This is a genomic window from Vibrio sp. LB10LO1, assembly GCF_010092875.1.
GTDB classification, from domain to species: Bacteria; Pseudomonadota; Gammaproteobacteria; order Enterobacterales; family Vibrionaceae; genus Vibrio; species Vibrio campbellii.
The window spans coordinates 122,227-138,750 of the sequence record NZ_JAADJW010000014.1 but is presented as its reverse complement, the minus strand read 5'-3'; the positions used below and the strand labels follow the sequence as shown (position 1 = coordinate 138,750).

Sequence of the window (16,524 nt, the reverse complement as noted above, 5' to 3'; positions counted from 1 at the left end):
CGATGTAGCGGTTTCCGACGTCTCGGAAAACCAAGTAGTTCTCTCAAAGTTACTTTTATTAACGGCGCATGCCCTGTTTTCTTTAGAAAAAATTTTAGATTTTTTTGAAAATAATTCGTTTGGAGGGGTAATCGTGACGAAGCGGATAAAAAAGCAAAAAAACTTTCATTTTTCGCTAAAGCTTCTTTTCGAATTGTCGATACAGGCTGATTTCGCGTTGAATTCGTGCGGGATGAACCATTAACCAAGCAGCGTCAAAGCAAGGTTTGGCGCTTGTTTTGCTTGTGCCAGGATAGAAGTACTGACCTGTTGTAAGATCTGCTGCTTCACCATTTGCGTGGTTTCTTTGGCATAGTCAGTATCTTGGATACGGCTGTTCGAAGCCGCTAGGTTTTCATGGATGTTATCCAGATTATTGATCGCATGGTTAAAGCGGTTTTGATACGCGCCTAGCTCAGCTCGATGGCTATCAACGTACTTCATCGCTGTATCAAGGACAGCCACAGCTTGTTGCGCACCACCGACAGACGTAATGTCGATATTATCAACCGCATCATAACCTTTCAGCTGTAACCCCAGCTCACTCGCTAAATCACCTGAAAACGATAAAGTGCCTGAAGTTTCTTCTCCAGCCATAAATAGCTGTAACTGGCCGTCTTCATTCACAGACGCAGTAACTTTGTCAGTTTGACCATTGATATAAGTCGCAAGCTCTTCGATATCATCGCCAGCTTTAGCATTAATTTGAATGGTTTCCGTCTCACCAAAACGATTAGTAAATGACATACTAAGATCATTCGCACCGTCTTTTACTTGCCAATCAGAGCTTGCGCGTCCGTTTGCAATGTAGCTAAAACCGCCCATATCAATGCCATCACTGCGCATCGACTTTAATTCAACTTGCACAGCTTCACCTGACGCTGCACCGATTTGAAATGCCGACTTACCAAAGCTGCCATTCAGAAGTTTACGCCCACCAAAGGAGGTGGTTTCGGCAATGCGGTTTAGCTCATCATTAAGTGCCGTCACTTCTTCTTGCAGTGCAGTGCGTTCCGCTTTGCTGTTTGAACCGTTAGCAGACTGGAGCGACAAATCACGCATACGCTGCATGATGTTAGTCACCTCATTCATCGCACCTTCCGCAGTTTGCATGATGGAAATGCCGTCGTTTGCGTTACGCACTGCAACATCTAAACCACGCATTTGCGATTGTAGGCGGTTGGAGATTTGCAGGCCCGCAGCGTCATCCTTTGCGCTGTTAATACGCTTCCCTGAAGACAAACGCTCCATGGATTGGTTCAGCATGTCAGTTGCACTGGTCAAATGACGCTGTGCGACAAGTGCTGCCACATTGGTATTAACGGTAATCGCCACAAATAAAGGTCCTGAAATTAAGGCTTTGGATACTTATCGACCAAATTGCAGAAAGGTTTAGTGTTTTTTGAGAAAGAGCAAGTGCTCAAAGTAATGGAAAGGGAGGAAAGACGAAAAAGCCCTCCGAGTGGAGAGCTTTAGTATACGTTGCTTCTAGGAAATTACTTAATCGCCAATTCCGCTAGCATTTCTTGTGATGGAGCGAAAAAGTACGCGCCTGTTACCGCTTTAGTGAAACGAAGCAGTTGGTCAGTCTTACCATCTGTCACACCGTACATGCTTTCAAGCATCACCTTGATGTTGTGGATAGTGTTGCAGTAAGAGATGAACAGCAGACCATGTGCACCAGTCGCTGTGCCGTATGGCAAGCTGTGGCGAACGATCTTAAGACCTTTACCTTCTTCTTTAATGTCTACGCGACCTACGTGAGAAGCAGCTGGAACGTCTTCTAGCTCGATAGAGTCTGGTTTAGTACGGCCAATGACTTTCTCTTGAGCAGAGACATTCAAACGGTTCCATGCAGGAAGGTTGTGCTCAAAGCGTTGAACCATCACGTAGCTACCACCAGCGAAAGCGCCGTCTTTGATCAATGCAACGTCAGCACGCGCATCACCTTTCGGGTTCTCTGTGCCATCTACGAAATCCGTCATGTCACGAGCATCTAGGTAACGGTAACCGTAAGTTTCGTCGACGACTGTTACATCTTCTGCTGTATCCACTAGGAATTTACGCAGCACATAGAAGTGCAAATCGTGACGAGTTGAGTGGCAGTGAATCAGTACATCAACATCAGATGCAGGCGCAATCACGTCGCCTTCACCTAGCTCAGGGAAGTCGATCAACTCTTCTGGCATTTGCATGTTTAGGTGCTGCCAGAAAGACTTAGTGAATGCGATAGAAATCGTTAGGTCTGCACCTGGTTGGCTCGCATTTACCTCATTTACTAGCTCAGGTAGCGCTTTCAGTTTCGCCAGTACGTTTTCACGGTTTTGGTTCACCTTTAACTGAGTGTAAAGTGCAAATGGTCCTGCTTCAGGCACAATCGCCGTTTGAGCTTGTGACATTGAGATATCCTCTTTATTGCCCCGTACGGGAAATTTTTGTTCTTAATTTTTTGATGGCTGTTCTTCTCTGTGCTCAACTTGTGGCACGTTGAAGCAGTCTTTCACCCATCTTCCATTTAGAAGATAGATCATAAACCAAGTTAACAGGGTAATTGTGAGCGCGTTCGCCCAGTTGAATACGCCATGTTCGAGGTAGACATGATACATGGTCTGAGCCAATTGAATACCGCACAAGATCAAAGTCATAGCGCGACCATGTCGGGTAATTTGATTCACCCAGCCTCTGTCGGGATGACGCAAGCCCATCAACCACATCAGCAACAGGCTAGGAATACCCATCGATAGTCCGAGGTATAACGTATTAGAGTCAGGGTAAACAATCGATAGTATCTTGCTACCGCTGTCTCTACTTACTCCTGCCATGGCAAACACCACCCAAGAGCGTGCTAGGAACATCCAACCTAGCCATAACATAATTGGCGCTTTCAAAAATCCATGAGCGTCGTACTGATCAAATGAGTAACGCACAATATCGTCTTCTTAGTTTCATAAAAACGCCACTTTAACCGATCGCTTAAGAGTTGCAACCCAGCAAAGATGAGAACTAAAGTTCATTTCGTCATCTTACGCAGGTAAACTAAGTTAAGATTTACAGTGACGTCGATAAAAAAGCATGAAAAAGAAAAACACAGCAGCACCCGCTCCTTCTCAAGAAACCCAAACTGAAGCAATGAAAATTGCTAAATCAACCCAAAAGCCAGGGCAAACCAAAGAGCAGACGAAGCTGATCGCCCAGGGGATTGAAAAAGGCATTGCTCAGTACAAGAAACAGCAGAAGGAACGTAATCGACAAGCCGATAAAGCAAAGAAAAAGCAACAGAGAGAAAAACAGCGCCAAGTCGACGACGTCGTTGAACAAGATTCAGCAAACGTTGAAGCACCAACGAGCAAACCAGCTGTATTACCTTGGGCACTATTGGTTCTGAGCTGGATTGGTTTTACGGCTTACATCGTGATGGGGAAATAATATGCAACGTTCTATGATGATAGGAAGCATCGCACTAGCTTTGATGGGCTGTTCGTCACCGTCAACACTACCGGCGGCATCAAGTGATGACGTTCAGATTCGCTTTGATAGCCAGTTCAATCCGGAGCAATGCGAGTATTTAGGTGAAGTCACGGGCAGCGAAGGTCACTGGTACAGTTACTTGTTCTACACCAACGATGCCATGATGCATGGTGCGATGGCCGATTTGAAAAACAACGCCGCTTTGCTCGAGGCCGACACCGTTTACATGGTCTCCCCACAAGACTTTGTGACTTCTTTCAGCGTGCTAGGTACTGCCTACCGCTGCCAATAAGCGTTTTCCAGACGTAAAAAAAGCCAGCAATTGCTGGCTTATGCACGAAATCCAAGACTGCTAGCGATATCTCCCTCTCGCTCAAGAACCCATTGACTGTCAAAAGGTCCCCAATCCGAAAGTTGGTAATAGCCGTCGTTATGACGTCGACCATCTTGAACGAAGATGAGTTCGATGCCGATCCCCGGTAATGCCTTGAGTACATCTTGAATAGTACGACGAGGCCACCCCGTTCTTTCGATCAATTTTGGTACATTTGGCCTTTCTAGGTTTTCCACCAACAAGGCCAAATATAGCCGCCTTGCAAAAACAGGACTCAATTCCATTGACACCTCCTAAAATTGTGCTGATTCATTATTTCTTTTTTGCTCAGCAAGATGTTGCGTTTGATCAATAACTCGACTTTTCCGTGCTATTTAGCCAAGTTTTTTATCATTCTTATCGCTGTTTGGTGGAGGAATGAGCGACTGGGCACGGCCCAATAGAGCACTGACCTGTGAAATATTCGCCGCATGATTTTGTCACAGTGGTTGCTTCTTGATAGGATGCTTGAACAGCCAAAAACAATGCAAAATCGGGCGTTCCATAGCGCAAACCGATAAGTAAAGCACAAAGAGAAAAGGAAATAATATGACGATCACCATGTTCGGCATCCCAAACTGCGACACGATTAAAAAAGCTAAGAAATGGCTAGAAGCGGAAAACGTTGCTTTTGATTTTCACGACTACCGCAAACAAGGTATCGATGCGGCAATGGTGACTGAATTTTGTAACGCCCTAGGTTGGGAGCAAGTTCTGAACAAGCGTGGCACAACTTTCCGTCAGCTGACTCAAGAACAAAAAGATGCTCTTAACGAAGAAAATGCAATCGCGCTGTTAGTAGAAAACCCAGCGATGATTAAGCGCCCTATCTTGAAAGTTGAAGACCAACTTCATATTGGTTTCAAAGCAGACCAATACGCGACCATTTTTAACTCTTAATTAAAGGAACACTCAAGGATGACAGACAGTCCAGTACTGGCACTCGCTAAAGACCTGATCAGCCGCCAGTCCGTAACGCCTGAAGATGCAGGCTGTCAGGATGTAATGATCGAGCGATTAAAGGCGCTTGGTTTTGAAATCGAAGTGATGGTGTTTGAGGACACCACTAACTTCTGGGCTCGCCGTGGTACAGAAGCACCATTGTTTGCTTTTGCCGGTCACACCGATGTCGTACCAGCAGGCAAGCTAGAACAATGGGACACCCACCCATTTGAGCCAACCATTATCGATGGTTACCTTCATGGTCGTGGCGCCGCAGACATGAAAGGCTCGCTAGCGTGTATGGTCGTGGCGGTTGAGCGCTTTATTGCAGAAAACCCAGACCACAAAGGGTCGATTGGCTTTTTGATCACGTCAGACGAAGAAGGCCCATTCATCAACGGTACGGTTCGCGTGGTTGAAACGCTAATGGATCGCGGCGAGAACATCGATATGTGTATCGTTGGCGAACCTTCAAGTACTGAAGTGGTTGGTGATGTCGTGAAGAATGGCCGCCGTGGCTCAATCACCGGCGATCTAACTGTGAAAGGTACGCAAGGCCACGTGGCCTACCCTCATCTTGCAAACAACCCAGTTCATCAGTCGCTTATGGCAATCCATGAATTAGCGACCACTGAGTGGGATCAAGGGAATGATTACTTCCCACCAACCAGCTTCCAGATCCCGAATGTTTCGGCAGGTACTGGCGCGTCTAACGTGATTCCGGGTGAGTTTAACGTTCAATTTAACCTTCGTTTCAGTACTGAATTGAGCAATGAAGTGATTGTTCAACGCATCACCGAAACGCTGGATAAGCATGACTTAGACTACGATCTAAAGTGGACATTCAATGGCGACCCGTTCCTAACCGATACAGGTGCACTGCTTGATGCCGTCGTTACGGCGGTTGATGAGGTGAACAGCACTAAGCCTGCACTTCTGACCACTGGTGGTACGTCTGATGGCCGCTTTATCGCACGCATGGGCGGCCAAGTGGTTGAGCTTGGTCCTGTGAACGCGACGATCCATAAAGTGAACGAGTGTGTGAAAGTCGATGACCTAGAGAAATTGACCGACATGTACGAAAACACGCTAAAGCACTTATTGGCAAAATAGCGCCTGCGAGTGCAGCAAGTAGTATTTAACGAGAACACCATGACACCAGAGCAACTTACCGGAATCACCGATTCGCATCTTCAATCCACGTTAGTGGGTCAAAAGGCGTTTATGCTTCATCCAGAAGTCGTCGATGATTTGTTGAAGATGATTGAAGCCGCAAACAAAGCTGGCTTTAAGGTGGAAATTGCCAGCGGCTTTCGCGATTTTCATCGCCAAAAAACCATCTGGAACGGTAAGTTTACCGGTGACTTAACGATCTTAGATTCCCACTCCCAACCTTTAGACAAAGCGAAGCTCAATGATGAAGAAAAGCTGATGGCAATCCTGCGCTGGTCAGCTCTACCCGGCGGTAGCCGACATCATTGGGGTTGTGATTTTGATATCTATGCGCGTAACTTGTTACCGCCAGGCACGCAATTACAATTGGAGCCGTGGGAATACTTAGAAGGTCATCAGTTGGCGTTCTATCAATGGTTGGAAGCCAACCTAGATAGCTTTGGTTTTTTCTTCCCTTACCGACAAGATTTGGGTGGCGTGGCGATTGAACCTTGGCACATCAGTCATAAATCGGTTGGGCTACAATGCGTAACTCATCTGACGCCCGAAGTGCTGAGAAATCAGTTAATTGAGCAAAATCAGATCGACAGCATTGCAGGGATCGACGTCATATTGAATAATTTGGATAAGGTCGTTACCAAATTCATTCACAATATCACGCCGCCGGAGGCTCTATGATCGAATTTCTAACCAACCCTTGGGTCATTATCATCATAGTGCTCAGCATCGTGGTAGGTAATATCGCAGCTCTCAAGTACACCGCAAAAATGAAGTTCGGTCAGATGGATAAAGGTCGCAAGAACGATTTAGACAAACTGAACGAACTGGATAAAGAGCGCTACGATGAAAACGGAGAGAAGAAAGACGAGTCTCGTTAACCTCTCTGTGCATTCAAGACAAGCTTGATAACACTTCAGGCGCTCTACCACGTCGAGCATTCTCGTTGAAACAAACAGCAAAAAGGGACCATTGAGGTCCCTTTTGTTTGTCTGTATCTAACTACTTAGCTATAGAGAGTAATTAATCTTTCACAACAGCAGCAAGTACTGGCGCCAGTGACTTCAAGAACTCTTCTTCTACTGGCTTACCAGCAGAGTCAGTAATGTTGATAGAAGTACGGTTACCCAAGTCACCAAGTAGGAAGGTGTACTTACCAGGAGCTAGGTCGACTGGCTTCACGCCTATGTCATTCCAGAACGCGTCATCTGGTGATGCGTACTTCGCAGTCACAGTGCCTTGAGATTGGCTGCGTTCTTCAATCTTGAAGCCCATCTTAGGTAGCGTATCTGGTAGACGGTTCCAAACCACATTGTACTGAGCACGAGCAATGATAACTGGCAGACCGCTGCGGTCTTTACCCATAGTAATTGGGATGTGTTTCACGAGCTCTTGTGCTTTACGCTGGGCTTCTTCGCGGACATGTTGGTCGTAACGAGCCGTCACCAAGTTAGTCATAAACACGTTGTAACGCTCACGGTTAGTACGTGTTACTTCTTTCACTTGGTTGCCTTCACGCCAATCAATCAAGCTTACTTTAAAGCCATGGCGACCGTTCATCTCACCACGAGTAATTTCGTAGCGGCTACCGATTTCCATGTCTTCATCAGGTGAGTTCCAAGTGACCCAACCTGTCTCGATACGATTGTCCGTTTGGTTTTCTACCGGCATCTTGTTCTCTGAAACCATCTCTTGAACGGTTTGCCAAACTTTATCCAGTTCATCCTTGCGAAGCAGCCATAGTGTCACTTCACCGTCGTTGCTGCGGTCTAGGCGAGCACCAGGGATCAATTCCAATACTTGCTGAGGCGGACGAATATCAACTTCTTTACCGATACCACCCGCATAGTTTCCTTGAGGAATACGGTAGTTAGGGTAAAACTGAGGTTGAGCACCTGCCGGTACACTCCACTCTTCCAGAGCTGGTGTGTTCAAATACTCGAAGTCGTCCTTTGCTTGACGACGCTGGTTGGCACCACCTGAACAGGCAGTCAATACGAATACAGCTAGTGAACTTAACACTAACTGGCTTGAAAGCTTCATTTATACTCCTAAAACACTGAGGGCCTACTTGCCCCCAGCATGAACTTCAATCCTAGCAACTCAATCTTAATAAATACCGGCGTCTGTTAGCGCCTGTTCCACGACTGGCTGCGATTTTTCAGAAAGTGGGGTCAAAGGAAGACGCAACTCACCCTCTTCAATTAAACCAAGCTTGTGTGCTGCCCATTTTACTGGGATTGGGCTTGATTCCACGAATAGGTTTTTATGCAGAGTCATCAAACGTTCGTTGATCGCTTCTGCTTCGTCGAATTTACCTTCACTTGCCAAATGGAACATGTCTGCCATGTCTTTCGCTGCGATATTGTTCGTTACCGAGATAACGCCGTGACCGCCAAGTTTAACAAATTCTAGGCCAGTCGCATCATCACCACTTAGTAAGATAAAATCTTCGCCACAAAGTTCACGGTGAAGTGCAATTCGGCTCAAATCGCCTGTCGCGTCTTTCAGTGCCACGATATTATCAAGCTTTGACAAGCGTGCCACTGTCTCAGGAGACATATCTACTGCAGTACGACCCGGTACATTGTACAAAATTAGAGGTACGTCACTCGCTTCTGCGATTGCTTTGTAGTGTAGGAACAAACCTTCTTGAGTTGGTTTGTTGTAGTAAGGTGTTACGCTCAGGAAGCCAGAGATACCAGAATCAGCCAATAATTTGCTGAATGTAACTGCTTCGTGGGTCGCATTTGCACCCGTACCAGCAATCACTGGGATACGACCGTTTGCAAACTCAACGGTTTTATTTACGACCTTTACATGCTCTTCAATGGTTAGAGTCGCTGACTCACCTGTGGTGCCAACTGCGACAATACCGTCTGTACCTGCTTCAACATGGTACTCAACAAGCTTTTGTAAACTATCAAAGTCTACTTCACCATCTGCTTTTAGTGGTGTAATCAGCGCTACGATACTTCCTGAAAACATGTTTATCTCCCTCATTTTACTCTTTCTGCATGGTACTGTAATGCGATTGACAAACACAAGAGCGTAAACTCGCTTACAAAGTACAAATGAATGAATAATTATCAGTTGTTAGAGGTCTCGCAACTAAAATGTGAATTTTGTTCTCAATCCTAGCCATTCTGATAATTGTGTTTAATGGCGATACGCTGTGAGCAAGCTGAGCTCGCCACTTTAAATTAGGCGCGGAATATACTCTCTCGTCATGAGGCTCAAGTCAGCGTTGAGTGAATTAATAGAACGCCTCGCAAGTAAACTGTTCACTTAATCAACAAAGCGTTTTAACAAGTTTAAAAAAAGAACTGACTCGACATTTCTGTGCTGTATCTGTGCTACCATCTCTCTATTGAAAGAAAGGACAAGAAGCTCATTTATGAAGCAACATCTGGTACTTACAGCGGTTGGAAAGGATCGTCCGGGCATATGTAACCAAGTGGTTAAGCTCGTCACACAAGCTGGCTGTAACATTGTCGATAGCCGTATCGCTATCTTTGGTAACGAATTTACGCTTATCATGCTGCTTACTGGGAACGCCAGTAATGTCACTCGCGTCGAGACGCAATTGCCACTTCTTGGGCAAGAACACGACCTCATTACCATCATGAAACGCACGTCGGCACATGAGTTGCTCGACAACAGCTACACGATGGAAGTGTTCATTGAATCTGAAGATCGCATCGGCCTAACTGAAAAGTTCACACAATTCTTCGCCGATAAACAGATTGGCCTACATTCTCTTAGTGCGCAAACCATCAGTAAATCAAAAATCCAATTGGATGCAGATCAGTTCCACATCGCGATCACCGCTTCAGTGAGCGCTGACTGCAATCTGATGCAACTACAAGAAGATTTCGATGAACTTTGTAACACGCTCAACGTACAAGGTTCTCTGAATTTCATTAAAAATAATCTATAAGTAAAGGACATAACCATGAATACGCTGACAGCAGGCTCGCCAGCGCCAGCCTTCTCTTTGCTCGACCAAGATGGCAACACCGTTTCTCTTGGTGACTTTAAAGGCAAGAAAGTTCTGTTTTACTTCTACCCGAAAGCAATGACGCCGGGTTGTACCACTCAGGCAAAAGGTCTGCGTGATGTAAAAGCAGAGCTAGACGCACACAACGTTGTGGTATTGGGCGTAAGCATCGACCCAGTAAAACGCCTTGGTAAATTCATCGAACGTGATGAGCTGAACTTCACTCTACTTTCTGACGAAGACCATGCGGTTGCTGACCAGTTCGGCGTATGGGGCGAGAAAAAGTTCATGGGCAAGGTGTACGATGGTCTTCACCGTATCAGCTTCCTGATCAACGAAGAAGGCGTGATTGAACACGTGTTCAACAAGTTCAAAACTAAAGACCACCATGAAGTGGTTGTGAACTACTTAAAAGAAAACGCGTAAGCTTTAGTTTTCATCCGCATATCAAAAAGCCCAGCAATCGCTGGGCTTTTTATTGGAATTCATTTCTAGTCTTGTATCGGCTCGTTTTCTTCGGTGCTTGGCAAGGCGTTCCATACCGCCTTCACTAGCGTTGCCAATGGAATCGCAAAGAACACGCCCCAGAAGCCCCACAATCCACCAAATACCAGTACAGCAACGATAATAGCAACAGGGTGAAGGTTTACCGCTTCTGAGAACAATACAGGTACTAATATGTTGCCATCCAATGCCTGAATAATGCCGTAAGCAACCAATAACCAATAGAACTGTGGTGTAAGACCCCATTGGAACAAACCGACAATCGCAACAGGCACAGTCACCGCAGCCGCACCGATGTATGGGATCAGTACTGACAAACCCACCGCAACAGCAAGTAATGCAGAGTAGCGCAGGTCTAGAATCGCAAACGTCACGTAGCTCACGCCACCTACGATAAGGATTTCTAAGACTTTACCGCGAATGTAGTTAGAGATTTGCTCGTTCATCTCATGCCACACTTTGTTCGCTAGCTTACGGTTTTTCGGCAGAATGCCACTTGCCATGCTCATCATCTCTTCTTTGTCTTTCAACAAGAAGAACACCAACAGCGGAACAAGGATCAGGTAAACCGCTAACGTTGCCAAACTAACCAAAGAAGCCAGTGAGCCCTTCACAACACTCTCACCCAAGCCAATCGCTTGGTTCTTCGCGTTAGTCACGACGGTTTCGACAATTTGTAAGTTTGCTAACTCAGGGTAGCGCTGTGGCAAAGTTGCAATAAACTTTTGCAGCCCCGCATACATATTCGGGATGTCGTTGATTAAGTTTCCGACCTGAGTCCAAATGGTCGGCACTAAACCAAATACGGCAATCAGCATCAAACCAATAAAGATGAGAATGACGGTAATCACAGAGAAGGTACGAGGAATACCCAAACGGCACATTTGTGTCACTGGCCATTCAAGTAGGTATGCAAGAACGATCGCCACCAACAATGGCGCAATCAAATGCCCGAAGAAGTAAATAGTGATAAAACCGAACAGCAAGATCGCCACTAGGCTCACTGCATGTGGGTCAGAAAAGCGTCGCTTATACCAACGACTTACCATTTCAAGCATCTTATGAAGGTTCCTTATTGAATACTGTCAAAGTGAAGTGTTCTGGCGAAGCTTGGCAATCCACCGTATAACCTTGGTGACGCAAATACTTCACGATGTCGTGTTTAGAGCTTTTGTCCACCACTTGAATGACAAGCTGATGATATTGCAGTGTTTCTCCCTGAAACACATCTGCAGCGTGACGCTTAGCAAGTAACAGTGCCATAGGGCAGCGTTGCTCACGCAAATCGAGTAACATGGATTCCATTGTATTGCTCTGCACTTGTGATAGGGTTGTATTGTAACGGCTTTTTGAGCTGGTGCTAGTGATTTAAGCGTAGACGACAATGACTTCTAAATTAACAATTTAAAGTTATGTGTATGACAATTTACGAAACCAATTCGTTTATCTTCGGTCTTATTGCTAGCATATTCATCCGACACGGATGACCATAAAGCCTGTGCTGACATTGAAAGGAATTCATCTCTCAAGCACAGACTCGGTATTTTGGAGAATCTTTAAACCGTATGTTAAAACGCACTCGCTCGCTAGTTTGTTTATGCCTTGCTGCTGCATTGAGTACACCTGCGCCGATTTACGCCAATAGTCTCGACCTCCCTGATATTGGTACGGCAGCTGGGGGCACGCTAACAATCGATCAAGAGTTGATTTACGGCGACGCCTACATGCGTATGCTTCGATCAAGCAGCCCTATTGTTAGCGACCCTGTCATCAATGAATACATTGACACCCTCGGTCACCGTTTGGTCGCGAATGCGAATGACGTAAAAACTCCGTTTCATTTTTTCATGATTCGAGATCGCAACATCAACGCATTCGCCTTCTTTGGCGGTTATGTTGCTCTGCACTCGGGTCTGTTTTTACATGCTCGTACCGAAAGTGAACTGGCCTCTGTTGTCGCGCACGAAATCGCGCACGTCACACAGCGCCACCTCGCACGAAGCATGGAAGAGCAAGCACGTCGTTCTCCGGCAACGATGGCTGCATTAGCTGGCGCGCTGTTACTCGCCATTGCCGCCCCAGAAGCAGGCATGGCAGCCGTAACGGCAGCAACCGCGGGCAACATGCAAAGCCAAATCAACTACACCCGCTCAAACGAAAAAGAAGCCGACCGTTTTGGTATCGCGACACTGGCAAAAGCAGGCTTTGACGCACAAGCAATGCCACGTTTTTTTGGTCGCCTAGCGGATGAATATCGCTACGCCAGCAAGCCACCACCAATGCTGCTGACTCACCCATTACCAGAAGACCGTATTACCGATAGCCGAGCACGTGCCCGAGCTTATCCGCCAATGCGCATCATGCCTTCGATTGACTACCATTTGACGCGAGCTCGTATCGTTGCGCGTTACGCAGGTATCGATGGACAAGCTGCGATGGGATGGTTTAAACGTACTCAGAAAAAAGCCTCACCAGAAATCATGCCATCGTTTGATTACGGGCGTGCGCTGGTTCACTTAGATAACAAACGCCTGAGCGAAGCAGAACCGCTGCTGAAAAAGCTGCTACAACAGGACCCTGGCAACCCATTCTACTTAGACGCAATGACAGATTTGTACATTGCGCAGAAAAAGCCACAAAAAGCGGTCGATATGCTGAGCAGCGCGCTAAAACGTAATCCGCAAAACAACGTCTTAACCATCAACTATGCCAACGCATTACTTGAAGCGAAGAAAGACGAAGAAGCAGTACGTATTCTGCAGCGCTACACTCACGATAACCCAGAAGACACCAATGGTTGGCACCTGCTTTCAAAAGGCAACCACGCTCTGGGCAACAATGATGAAGAACTCGCCGCACGTGCCGAAATTTTGGCATTGCGAGCAAACTGGAACAAAGCGATCCAGTATTATAGTGAAGCAAGTAAAATTGCCGAGTTGGGCAGCTTGAAACAAGCTCGATATGATGCTCGTATCGACCAACTGATGATCCAAAGAGATCGATTCATGGCATTACAATAACGAAATGGAGAAAACCATGTCAGTCGTGATTTATCACAACCCTCGTTGCTCGAAGAGCCGACAAACTCTAGAACTGCTTGAGCAAAATGGTGTAACACCGGAAGTGGTTAAATACCTAGATACACCGCTTAATGTTGAACAACTGAAAGCACTTTACGCTCAACTTGGTTTTTCTTCAGTACGCGAAATGATGCGTACCAAAGAAGACATTTACAAAGAGCTAGCACTTGGTGACGCCTCAGTGACTGATGAGCAGCTTTTCGATGCAATGGCGCAAAACCCTAAACTGTTCGAGCGCCCTGTTGTGGTTGCAAACGGTAAAGCGAAGATCGGTCGTCCACCAGAGCAAGTGTTGGAAATTCTATAAATGGATTGCCAGATCCTCATTTTGTATTTCAGCCGTCATGGCTCAACAAAACAGCTGGCAAGACAGATAGCAAGAGGGGTCGAATCGACTCCTCATTGCGAAGCGATTTTGCGTACAGTTGAAGAATTGTCACCTCACTCACATACCCCTTCTGATCCAATTGTTACTCTAGATGAATTGAAGCAGTGCGATGGTCTCGCGTTTGGCAGCCCAGTATGGTTTGGCAACATGGCAGCGCCGCTCAAGCACTTTTGGGATCAAACCACACCTTTGTGGGTGAATGGCGACCTTATCGATAAACCAGCCTGTGTGTTTACCTCATCGTCTTCAATGCACGGTGGTCAAGAGACGACGCTGCAGAGCATGATGACCCCACTTCTGCATCACGGCATGATGGTGTTGGGTATTCCTTACTCAGAGCCCGAACTGCATACCACGAAGTCTGGTGGCACGCCTTACGGGGCAAGCAGTGTAGGACACGAACCAAGTCTTACTGCAGAAGAGATTCGTCTCGCACAACAATTAGGAAAACGACTGGCAACCGCAGCGCAAAAGCTCAAAGGAAGTCAGTAAGCTCAAGGATAAGTAAATCGATGTCTGACATTATCGACCAACCACCTCTCAGCACACGCACCCAAACCTATCGCTACATGGCGCTATTTGGCAATTTGGCGTTATTGGCTTGGGTCGCGATTTGGCAACTAGCCCTTTCCCCTCACCCGCATCTGAGCAGCACTACGCTGGCGATTGCGTGGTGTATTCCTCTATTATTGCCGCTTCCGGGTATCCTTGCGGGTAAGCCTTACACGCACGCGTGGGCAAACTTCGTCTTAATGCTTTACTTCTTGCACGCCCTAACGATTCTGTATGTTGATGGCGGTGAGCGATGGTTAGCCGTTGTGGAGTTAGCGCTTACCTCACTTGGCTTCGTCGGCAACATATTGTTTGCACGAGCACGAGGTAAAGAATTAGGTTTGAAGCTAAAACGCTTGTCTCAAGTTGAGAAAGAAGAGAAAGCTAAATTCAATAAGTGATAAGGAATAAGTAATAAGCTCAGAAACATCCAGCTTCAGTGTCTGCATGATATTCGCCAATGTAATGTTGGAAATGTAGCTACCTTATTTAGGACGGTACATACATAAAAAGAGTCGCACTAGGCGACTCTTTTTTGTTCGTTTTTTATTGAACACGAGCTTAAGTCAGATGATCTTCAACCACGTCTGTTTCTAGCACTGGCGCGATTTCTGACTCTTCCTCTACTGGCTCAGCTTGAGTACGCACAGGCGCCTTCCACTTATAGATCAAGTCGTATTGCACTGGTGCCGGCTGAGCGATCACAGGCAGCTCTGGCTGAGCCTGCTCGTTCGCCGTATCGAGTTCAACCACATTCGTCGTTTGACCTTCTTCTGACTCTGTTGGCAATTGTGCTGGTTGAGCAGGTTCTACCGGAAGCTGCACTGGTGTTGCTGGTTCCATACCCACCATCGGATCTTCAGTCACTTCTAACGGACGAATCGAAGACGCTTCTTGCTCAAACGCCTGCTGTGAGGCCAATAGATGAATTGTTAGCGTCACTTGGTTGCCTTGAATACGCTTGATTTCCGTACCCGCTACTGAGTTAAGCTTGGTTAGCGAATTCTCTAGCTCAAAGAAATCCATTGCCGATTCAACGTTCAGTACTTTCACATCTAGGGCTTTAGAAGATTTGCTTGAAACCACCACCGCACTCTTATTCGCGTAGTAATCAGCAATACCGCCCATCATCGCAGGAATCGCATTCGCACCTGATGCAGAACCACTGCGTGGAGACTGCTGTGATTCAGACAATTGTGCTGGTGATTGGTCGTACAGAGTCCAGCGAAGCTTATCGCCTTGAACGCGTACGATCAGTACCGCATCGACCGGGTAACGTTGGCTCGCTTGGCTAATTGGATCAACGAAATCACCCCAAAGGTCAGACACATTCACACCCGTCACATCATCAAAATCACCCACAGGCATAGTGACTGGTAAACCACGCGCTTGTGCGGCTTCACGCAACGCAGCTGCACTTGCTGAATCTGAGTGCTCCCACGTAATCGTGCGATCGTAACCCTGCTCTTCTACCATCCACACCAGAATGTTGGCACGGTTTGGTGACCACAATGGAAGCTGAGCTTGAGTCAGCAGTGAACGGATTTGGCCGCTGTTAAACAGCATCTTCAAGCTGTTTTGACCATCAATTTGGCCGTAACCAAGTTGAGAAATATAGCGAGAACTTGAACCCACTGCTTTCTTAATTACTGGGTTGCTAAGGGAAGATTGGCTGCCAGTCGCACGCACAATCACATCTTGCATACCTTGTTGACGAGCGAGTTCTTCGCCGTCTTTTTGCTCACCGTCGATCGCCACTTCGGCACGATAGATATCCACCTGAGTTAATGCATAAACTGGCAGAGACAACCAACCTATCAATAAGAGAGCTAAATAGCGCATAGTTTTCATAATCCTCTGAACAAGAACACGCATGATAAGCAACTATCAAAACTTGAGCAAGAAGAGTACTGAGTGAATTGTCGGTATTCTGACCAAGTTAAAACCCACTATGAGAACAAACTATTCCTTTCAATTATCAATCCATCCAAAAATTTGATCTAAGTAA

At 46.4% G+C, this 16,524-nt stretch carries 21 protein-coding genes and 1 pseudogene; 13 read left to right on the top strand and 9 right to left on the bottom strand.

Annotated features, from left to right (window positions below; all coding sequences use genetic code 11):
• A pseudogene (locus GXP65_RS25135) lies at positions 1 to 244 on the top strand (hypothetical protein); the annotation flags it as partial.
• Here GXP65_RS25135 and GXP65_RS12695 read toward each other — a convergent pair.
• The 3 genes from GXP65_RS12695 to GXP65_RS12685 all read right to left on the bottom strand — a co-directional run bounded on the left by GXP65_RS12695 (position 241) and on the right by GXP65_RS12685 (position 2,966).
• Entirely contained in the window at positions 241 to 1,374 is a 1,134-nt protein-coding gene (locus GXP65_RS12695) for a flagellin (protein ID WP_162092967.1), read from the bottom strand. The pseudogene GXP65_RS25135 and the gene GXP65_RS12695 sit on opposite strands and share 4 nt — an antisense overlap.
• Before the next feature lie 161 nt (positions 1,375 to 1,535).
• On the bottom strand, positions 1,536 to 2,438 hold the full coding sequence (locus GXP65_RS12690; RefSeq protein ID WP_162092966.1) for a Dyp-type peroxidase: 903 nt from the start codon (positions 2,436 to 2,438) through the stop codon (positions 1,536 to 1,538).
• A gap of 42 nt (positions 2,439 to 2,480) precedes the next feature.
• A complete protein-coding gene (locus tag GXP65_RS12685; RefSeq protein WP_050905836.1) occupies positions 2,481 to 2,966 on the bottom strand; it encodes a DUF2919 domain-containing protein in 486 nt (161 codons plus the stop codon).
• 145 nt (positions 2,967 to 3,111) lie between these two features.
• Here GXP65_RS12685 and GXP65_RS12680 point away from each other — a divergent pair, with 145 nt between their 5' ends.
• The gene (locus tag GXP65_RS12680) at positions 3,112 to 3,465 is read left to right on the top strand and encodes a DUF2956 domain-containing protein (RefSeq protein ID WP_162092965.1); all 354 of its coding nucleotides are present in this window, start codon (positions 3,112 to 3,114) and stop codon (positions 3,463 to 3,465) included.
• A gap of 1 nt (position 3,466) precedes the next feature.
• Complete coding sequence (locus GXP65_RS12675) at positions 3,467 to 3,799, top strand: DUF4156 domain-containing protein (protein ID WP_050917522.1); 333 nt, start codon at positions 3,467 to 3,469, stop codon at positions 3,797 to 3,799.
• A gap of 38 nt (positions 3,800 to 3,837) precedes the next feature.
• Here the strand turns inward: GXP65_RS12675 and GXP65_RS12670 are convergent, their stop codons facing one another.
• Entirely contained in the window at positions 3,838 to 4,125 is a 288-nt protein-coding gene (locus GXP65_RS12670) for a helix-turn-helix domain-containing protein (protein ID WP_005445349.1), read from the bottom strand.
• 304 nt (positions 4,126 to 4,429) lie between these two features.
• On the opposite strand from GXP65_RS12670, the gene GXP65_RS12665 reads away from it, so the two are divergent.
• Genes GXP65_RS12665 through GXP65_RS12650 form a run of 4 tightly spaced genes read left to right on the top strand, consistent with a single transcriptional unit; the run spans position 4,430 to position 6,873 of the window.
• The gene (locus GXP65_RS12665; RefSeq protein WP_005433033.1) at positions 4,430 to 4,780 is read left to right on the top strand and encodes an ArsC family reductase; all 351 of its coding nucleotides are present in this window, start codon (positions 4,430 to 4,432) and stop codon (positions 4,778 to 4,780) included.
• Positions 4,781 to 4,798: 18 nt separating this feature from the next.
• Positions 4,799 to 5,935 (top strand): succinyl-diaminopimelate desuccinylase, encoded by a 1,137-nt coding sequence (dapE, locus tag GXP65_RS12660; RefSeq protein ID WP_162092964.1) that lies wholly within the window; start codon positions 4,799 to 4,801, stop codon positions 5,933 to 5,935.
• Positions 5,936 to 5,974: 39 nt separating this feature from the next.
• Complete coding sequence (locus GXP65_RS12655; protein ID WP_162092971.1) at positions 5,975 to 6,673, top strand: M15 family metallopeptidase; 699 nt, start codon at positions 5,975 to 5,977, stop codon at positions 6,671 to 6,673.
• Positions 6,670 to 6,873: a DUF2897 family protein gene (locus GXP65_RS12650; RefSeq protein ID WP_012128655.1), complete on the top strand. Its 204-nt coding sequence runs from the start codon at positions 6,670 to 6,672 to the stop codon at positions 6,871 to 6,873. Before GXP65_RS12655 ends, GXP65_RS12650 begins: the two co-directional genes overlap by 4 nt.
• A gap of 142 nt (positions 6,874 to 7,015) precedes the next feature.
• Here GXP65_RS12650 and bamC read toward each other — a convergent pair whose 3' ends face one another.
• Complete coding sequence (gene bamC / locus GXP65_RS12645) at positions 7,016 to 8,035, bottom strand: outer membrane protein assembly factor BamC (RefSeq protein ID WP_162092963.1); 1,020 nt, start codon at positions 8,033 to 8,035, stop codon at positions 7,016 to 7,018.
• A gap of 66 nt (positions 8,036 to 8,101) precedes the next feature.
• Positions 8,102 to 8,980: a 4-hydroxy-tetrahydrodipicolinate synthase gene (gene dapA, locus GXP65_RS12640; RefSeq protein WP_005433063.1), complete on the bottom strand. Its 879-nt coding sequence runs from the start codon at positions 8,978 to 8,980 to the stop codon at positions 8,102 to 8,104.
• A gap of 409 nt (positions 8,981 to 9,389) precedes the next feature.
• Here dapA and GXP65_RS12635 point away from each other — a divergent pair, with 409 nt between their 5' ends.
• Together GXP65_RS12635 and bcp are read left to right on the top strand one after the other, a co-directional pair.
• Positions 9,390 to 9,932 (top strand): glycine cleavage system protein R, encoded by a 543-nt coding sequence (locus GXP65_RS12635; protein ID WP_005433038.1) that lies wholly within the window; start codon positions 9,390 to 9,392, stop codon positions 9,930 to 9,932.
• Positions 9,933 to 9,947: 15 nt separating this feature from the next.
• Positions 9,948 to 10,418, top strand: coding sequence for a thioredoxin-dependent thiol peroxidase (gene bcp, locus GXP65_RS12630; RefSeq protein WP_005433058.1), 471 nt, complete (start codon positions 9,948 to 9,950; stop codon positions 10,416 to 10,418).
• 65 nt (positions 10,419 to 10,483) lie between these two features.
• Here bcp and GXP65_RS12625 read toward each other — a convergent pair whose 3' ends face one another.
• Complete coding sequence (locus GXP65_RS12625; protein WP_162092962.1) at positions 10,484 to 11,554, bottom strand: AI-2E family transporter; 1,071 nt, start codon at positions 11,552 to 11,554, stop codon at positions 10,484 to 10,486.
• 1 nt (position 11,555) lies between these two features.
• On the bottom strand, positions 11,556 to 11,792 hold the full coding sequence (locus GXP65_RS12620) for a sulfurtransferase TusA family protein (RefSeq protein ID WP_041853291.1): 237 nt from the start codon (positions 11,790 to 11,792) through the stop codon (positions 11,556 to 11,558).
• A 269-nt stretch (positions 11,793 to 12,061) separates the two neighbouring features.
• Here GXP65_RS12620 and GXP65_RS12615 point away from each other — a divergent pair, with 269 nt between their 5' ends.
• From GXP65_RS12615 to GXP65_RS12600, 4 genes are read left to right on the top strand one after another with little or no spacing between them, the layout of a single operon-like run.
• Entirely contained in the window at positions 12,062 to 13,516 is a 1,455-nt protein-coding gene (locus tag GXP65_RS12615; RefSeq protein WP_005433075.1) for a M48 family metallopeptidase, read from the top strand.
• 16 nt (positions 13,517 to 13,532) lie between these two features.
• On the top strand, positions 13,533 to 13,883 hold the full coding sequence (arsC, locus tag GXP65_RS12610) for an arsenate reductase (glutaredoxin) (RefSeq protein WP_005433077.1): 351 nt from the start codon (positions 13,533 to 13,535) through the stop codon (positions 13,881 to 13,883).
• Entirely contained in the window at positions 13,884 to 14,456 is a 573-nt protein-coding gene (gene wrbA / locus GXP65_RS12605; RefSeq protein ID WP_005433010.1) for an NAD(P)H:quinone oxidoreductase, read from the top strand.
• Positions 14,457 to 14,476: 20 nt separating this feature from the next.
• Positions 14,477 to 14,917: a DUF2069 domain-containing protein gene (locus GXP65_RS12600; protein ID WP_005432995.1), complete on the top strand. Its 441-nt coding sequence runs from the start codon at positions 14,477 to 14,479 to the stop codon at positions 14,915 to 14,917.
• Positions 14,918 to 15,077: 160 nt separating this feature from the next.
• Here the strand turns inward: GXP65_RS12600 and GXP65_RS12595 are convergent, their stop codons facing one another.
• Positions 15,078 to 16,358 (bottom strand): DUF2066 domain-containing protein, encoded by a 1,281-nt coding sequence (locus tag GXP65_RS12595; protein WP_162092961.1) that lies wholly within the window; start codon positions 16,356 to 16,358, stop codon positions 15,078 to 15,080.
• Positions 16,359 to 16,524: the final 166 nt, after the last annotated feature.

What these genes read in the sequence shown, in the direction of transcription:
- GXP65_RS12690 (WP_162092966.1), bottom strand. Translation starts at nt 2,438, where the DNA reads ATGTCACAAGCTCAAACGGCGATTGTGCCTGAAGCAGGACCATTTGCA.
- GXP65_RS12680 (WP_162092965.1), top strand. Translation starts at nt 3,112, where the DNA reads ATGAAAAAGAAAAACACAGCAGCACCCGCTCCTTCTCAAGAAACCCAA.
- GXP65_RS12675 (WP_050917522.1), top strand. Translation starts at nt 3,467, where the DNA reads ATGCAACGTTCTATGATGATAGGAAGCATCGCACTAGCTTTGATGGGC.
- GXP65_RS12670 (WP_005445349.1), bottom strand. Translation starts at nt 4,125, where the DNA reads ATGGAATTGAGTCCTGTTTTTGCAAGGCGGCTATATTTGGCCTTGTTG.
- GXP65_RS12665 (WP_005433033.1), top strand. Translation starts at nt 4,430, where the DNA reads ATGACGATCACCATGTTCGGCATCCCAAACTGCGACACGATTAAAAAA.
- dapE (WP_162092964.1), top strand. Translation starts at nt 4,799, where the DNA reads ATGACAGACAGTCCAGTACTGGCACTCGCTAAAGACCTGATCAGCCGC.
- GXP65_RS12655 (WP_162092971.1), top strand. Translation starts at nt 5,975, where the DNA reads ATGACACCAGAGCAACTTACCGGAATCACCGATTCGCATCTTCAATCC.
- GXP65_RS12650 (WP_012128655.1), top strand. Translation starts at nt 6,670, where the DNA reads ATGATCGAATTTCTAACCAACCCTTGGGTCATTATCATCATAGTGCTC.
- bamC (WP_162092963.1), bottom strand. Translation starts at nt 8,035, where the DNA reads ATGAAGCTTTCAAGCCAGTTAGTGTTAAGTTCACTAGCTGTATTCGTA.
- dapA (WP_005433063.1), bottom strand. Translation starts at nt 8,980, where the DNA reads ATGTTTTCAGGAAGTATCGTAGCGCTGATTACACCACTAAAAGCAGAT.
- GXP65_RS12635 (WP_005433038.1), top strand. Translation starts at nt 9,390, where the DNA reads ATGAAGCAACATCTGGTACTTACAGCGGTTGGAAAGGATCGTCCGGGC.
- bcp (WP_005433058.1), top strand. Translation starts at nt 9,948, where the DNA reads ATGAATACGCTGACAGCAGGCTCGCCAGCGCCAGCCTTCTCTTTGCTC.
- GXP65_RS12625 (WP_162092962.1), bottom strand. Translation starts at nt 11,554, where the DNA reads ATGCTTGAAATGGTAAGTCGTTGGTATAAGCGACGCTTTTCTGACCCA.
- GXP65_RS12620 (WP_041853291.1), bottom strand. Translation starts at nt 11,792, where the DNA reads ATGTTACTCGATTTGCGTGAGCAACGCTGCCCTATGGCACTGTTACTT.
- GXP65_RS12615 (WP_005433075.1), top strand. Translation starts at nt 12,062, where the DNA reads ATGTTAAAACGCACTCGCTCGCTAGTTTGTTTATGCCTTGCTGCTGCA.
- arsC (WP_005433077.1), top strand. Translation starts at nt 13,533, where the DNA reads ATGTCAGTCGTGATTTATCACAACCCTCGTTGCTCGAAGAGCCGACAA.
- wrbA (WP_005433010.1), top strand. Translation starts at nt 13,884, where the DNA reads ATGGATTGCCAGATCCTCATTTTGTATTTCAGCCGTCATGGCTCAACA.
- GXP65_RS12600 (WP_005432995.1), top strand. Translation starts at nt 14,477, where the DNA reads ATGTCTGACATTATCGACCAACCACCTCTCAGCACACGCACCCAAACC.
- GXP65_RS12595 (WP_162092961.1), bottom strand. Translation starts at nt 16,358, where the DNA reads ATGCGCTATTTAGCTCTCTTATTGATAGGTTGGTTGTCTCTGCCAGTT.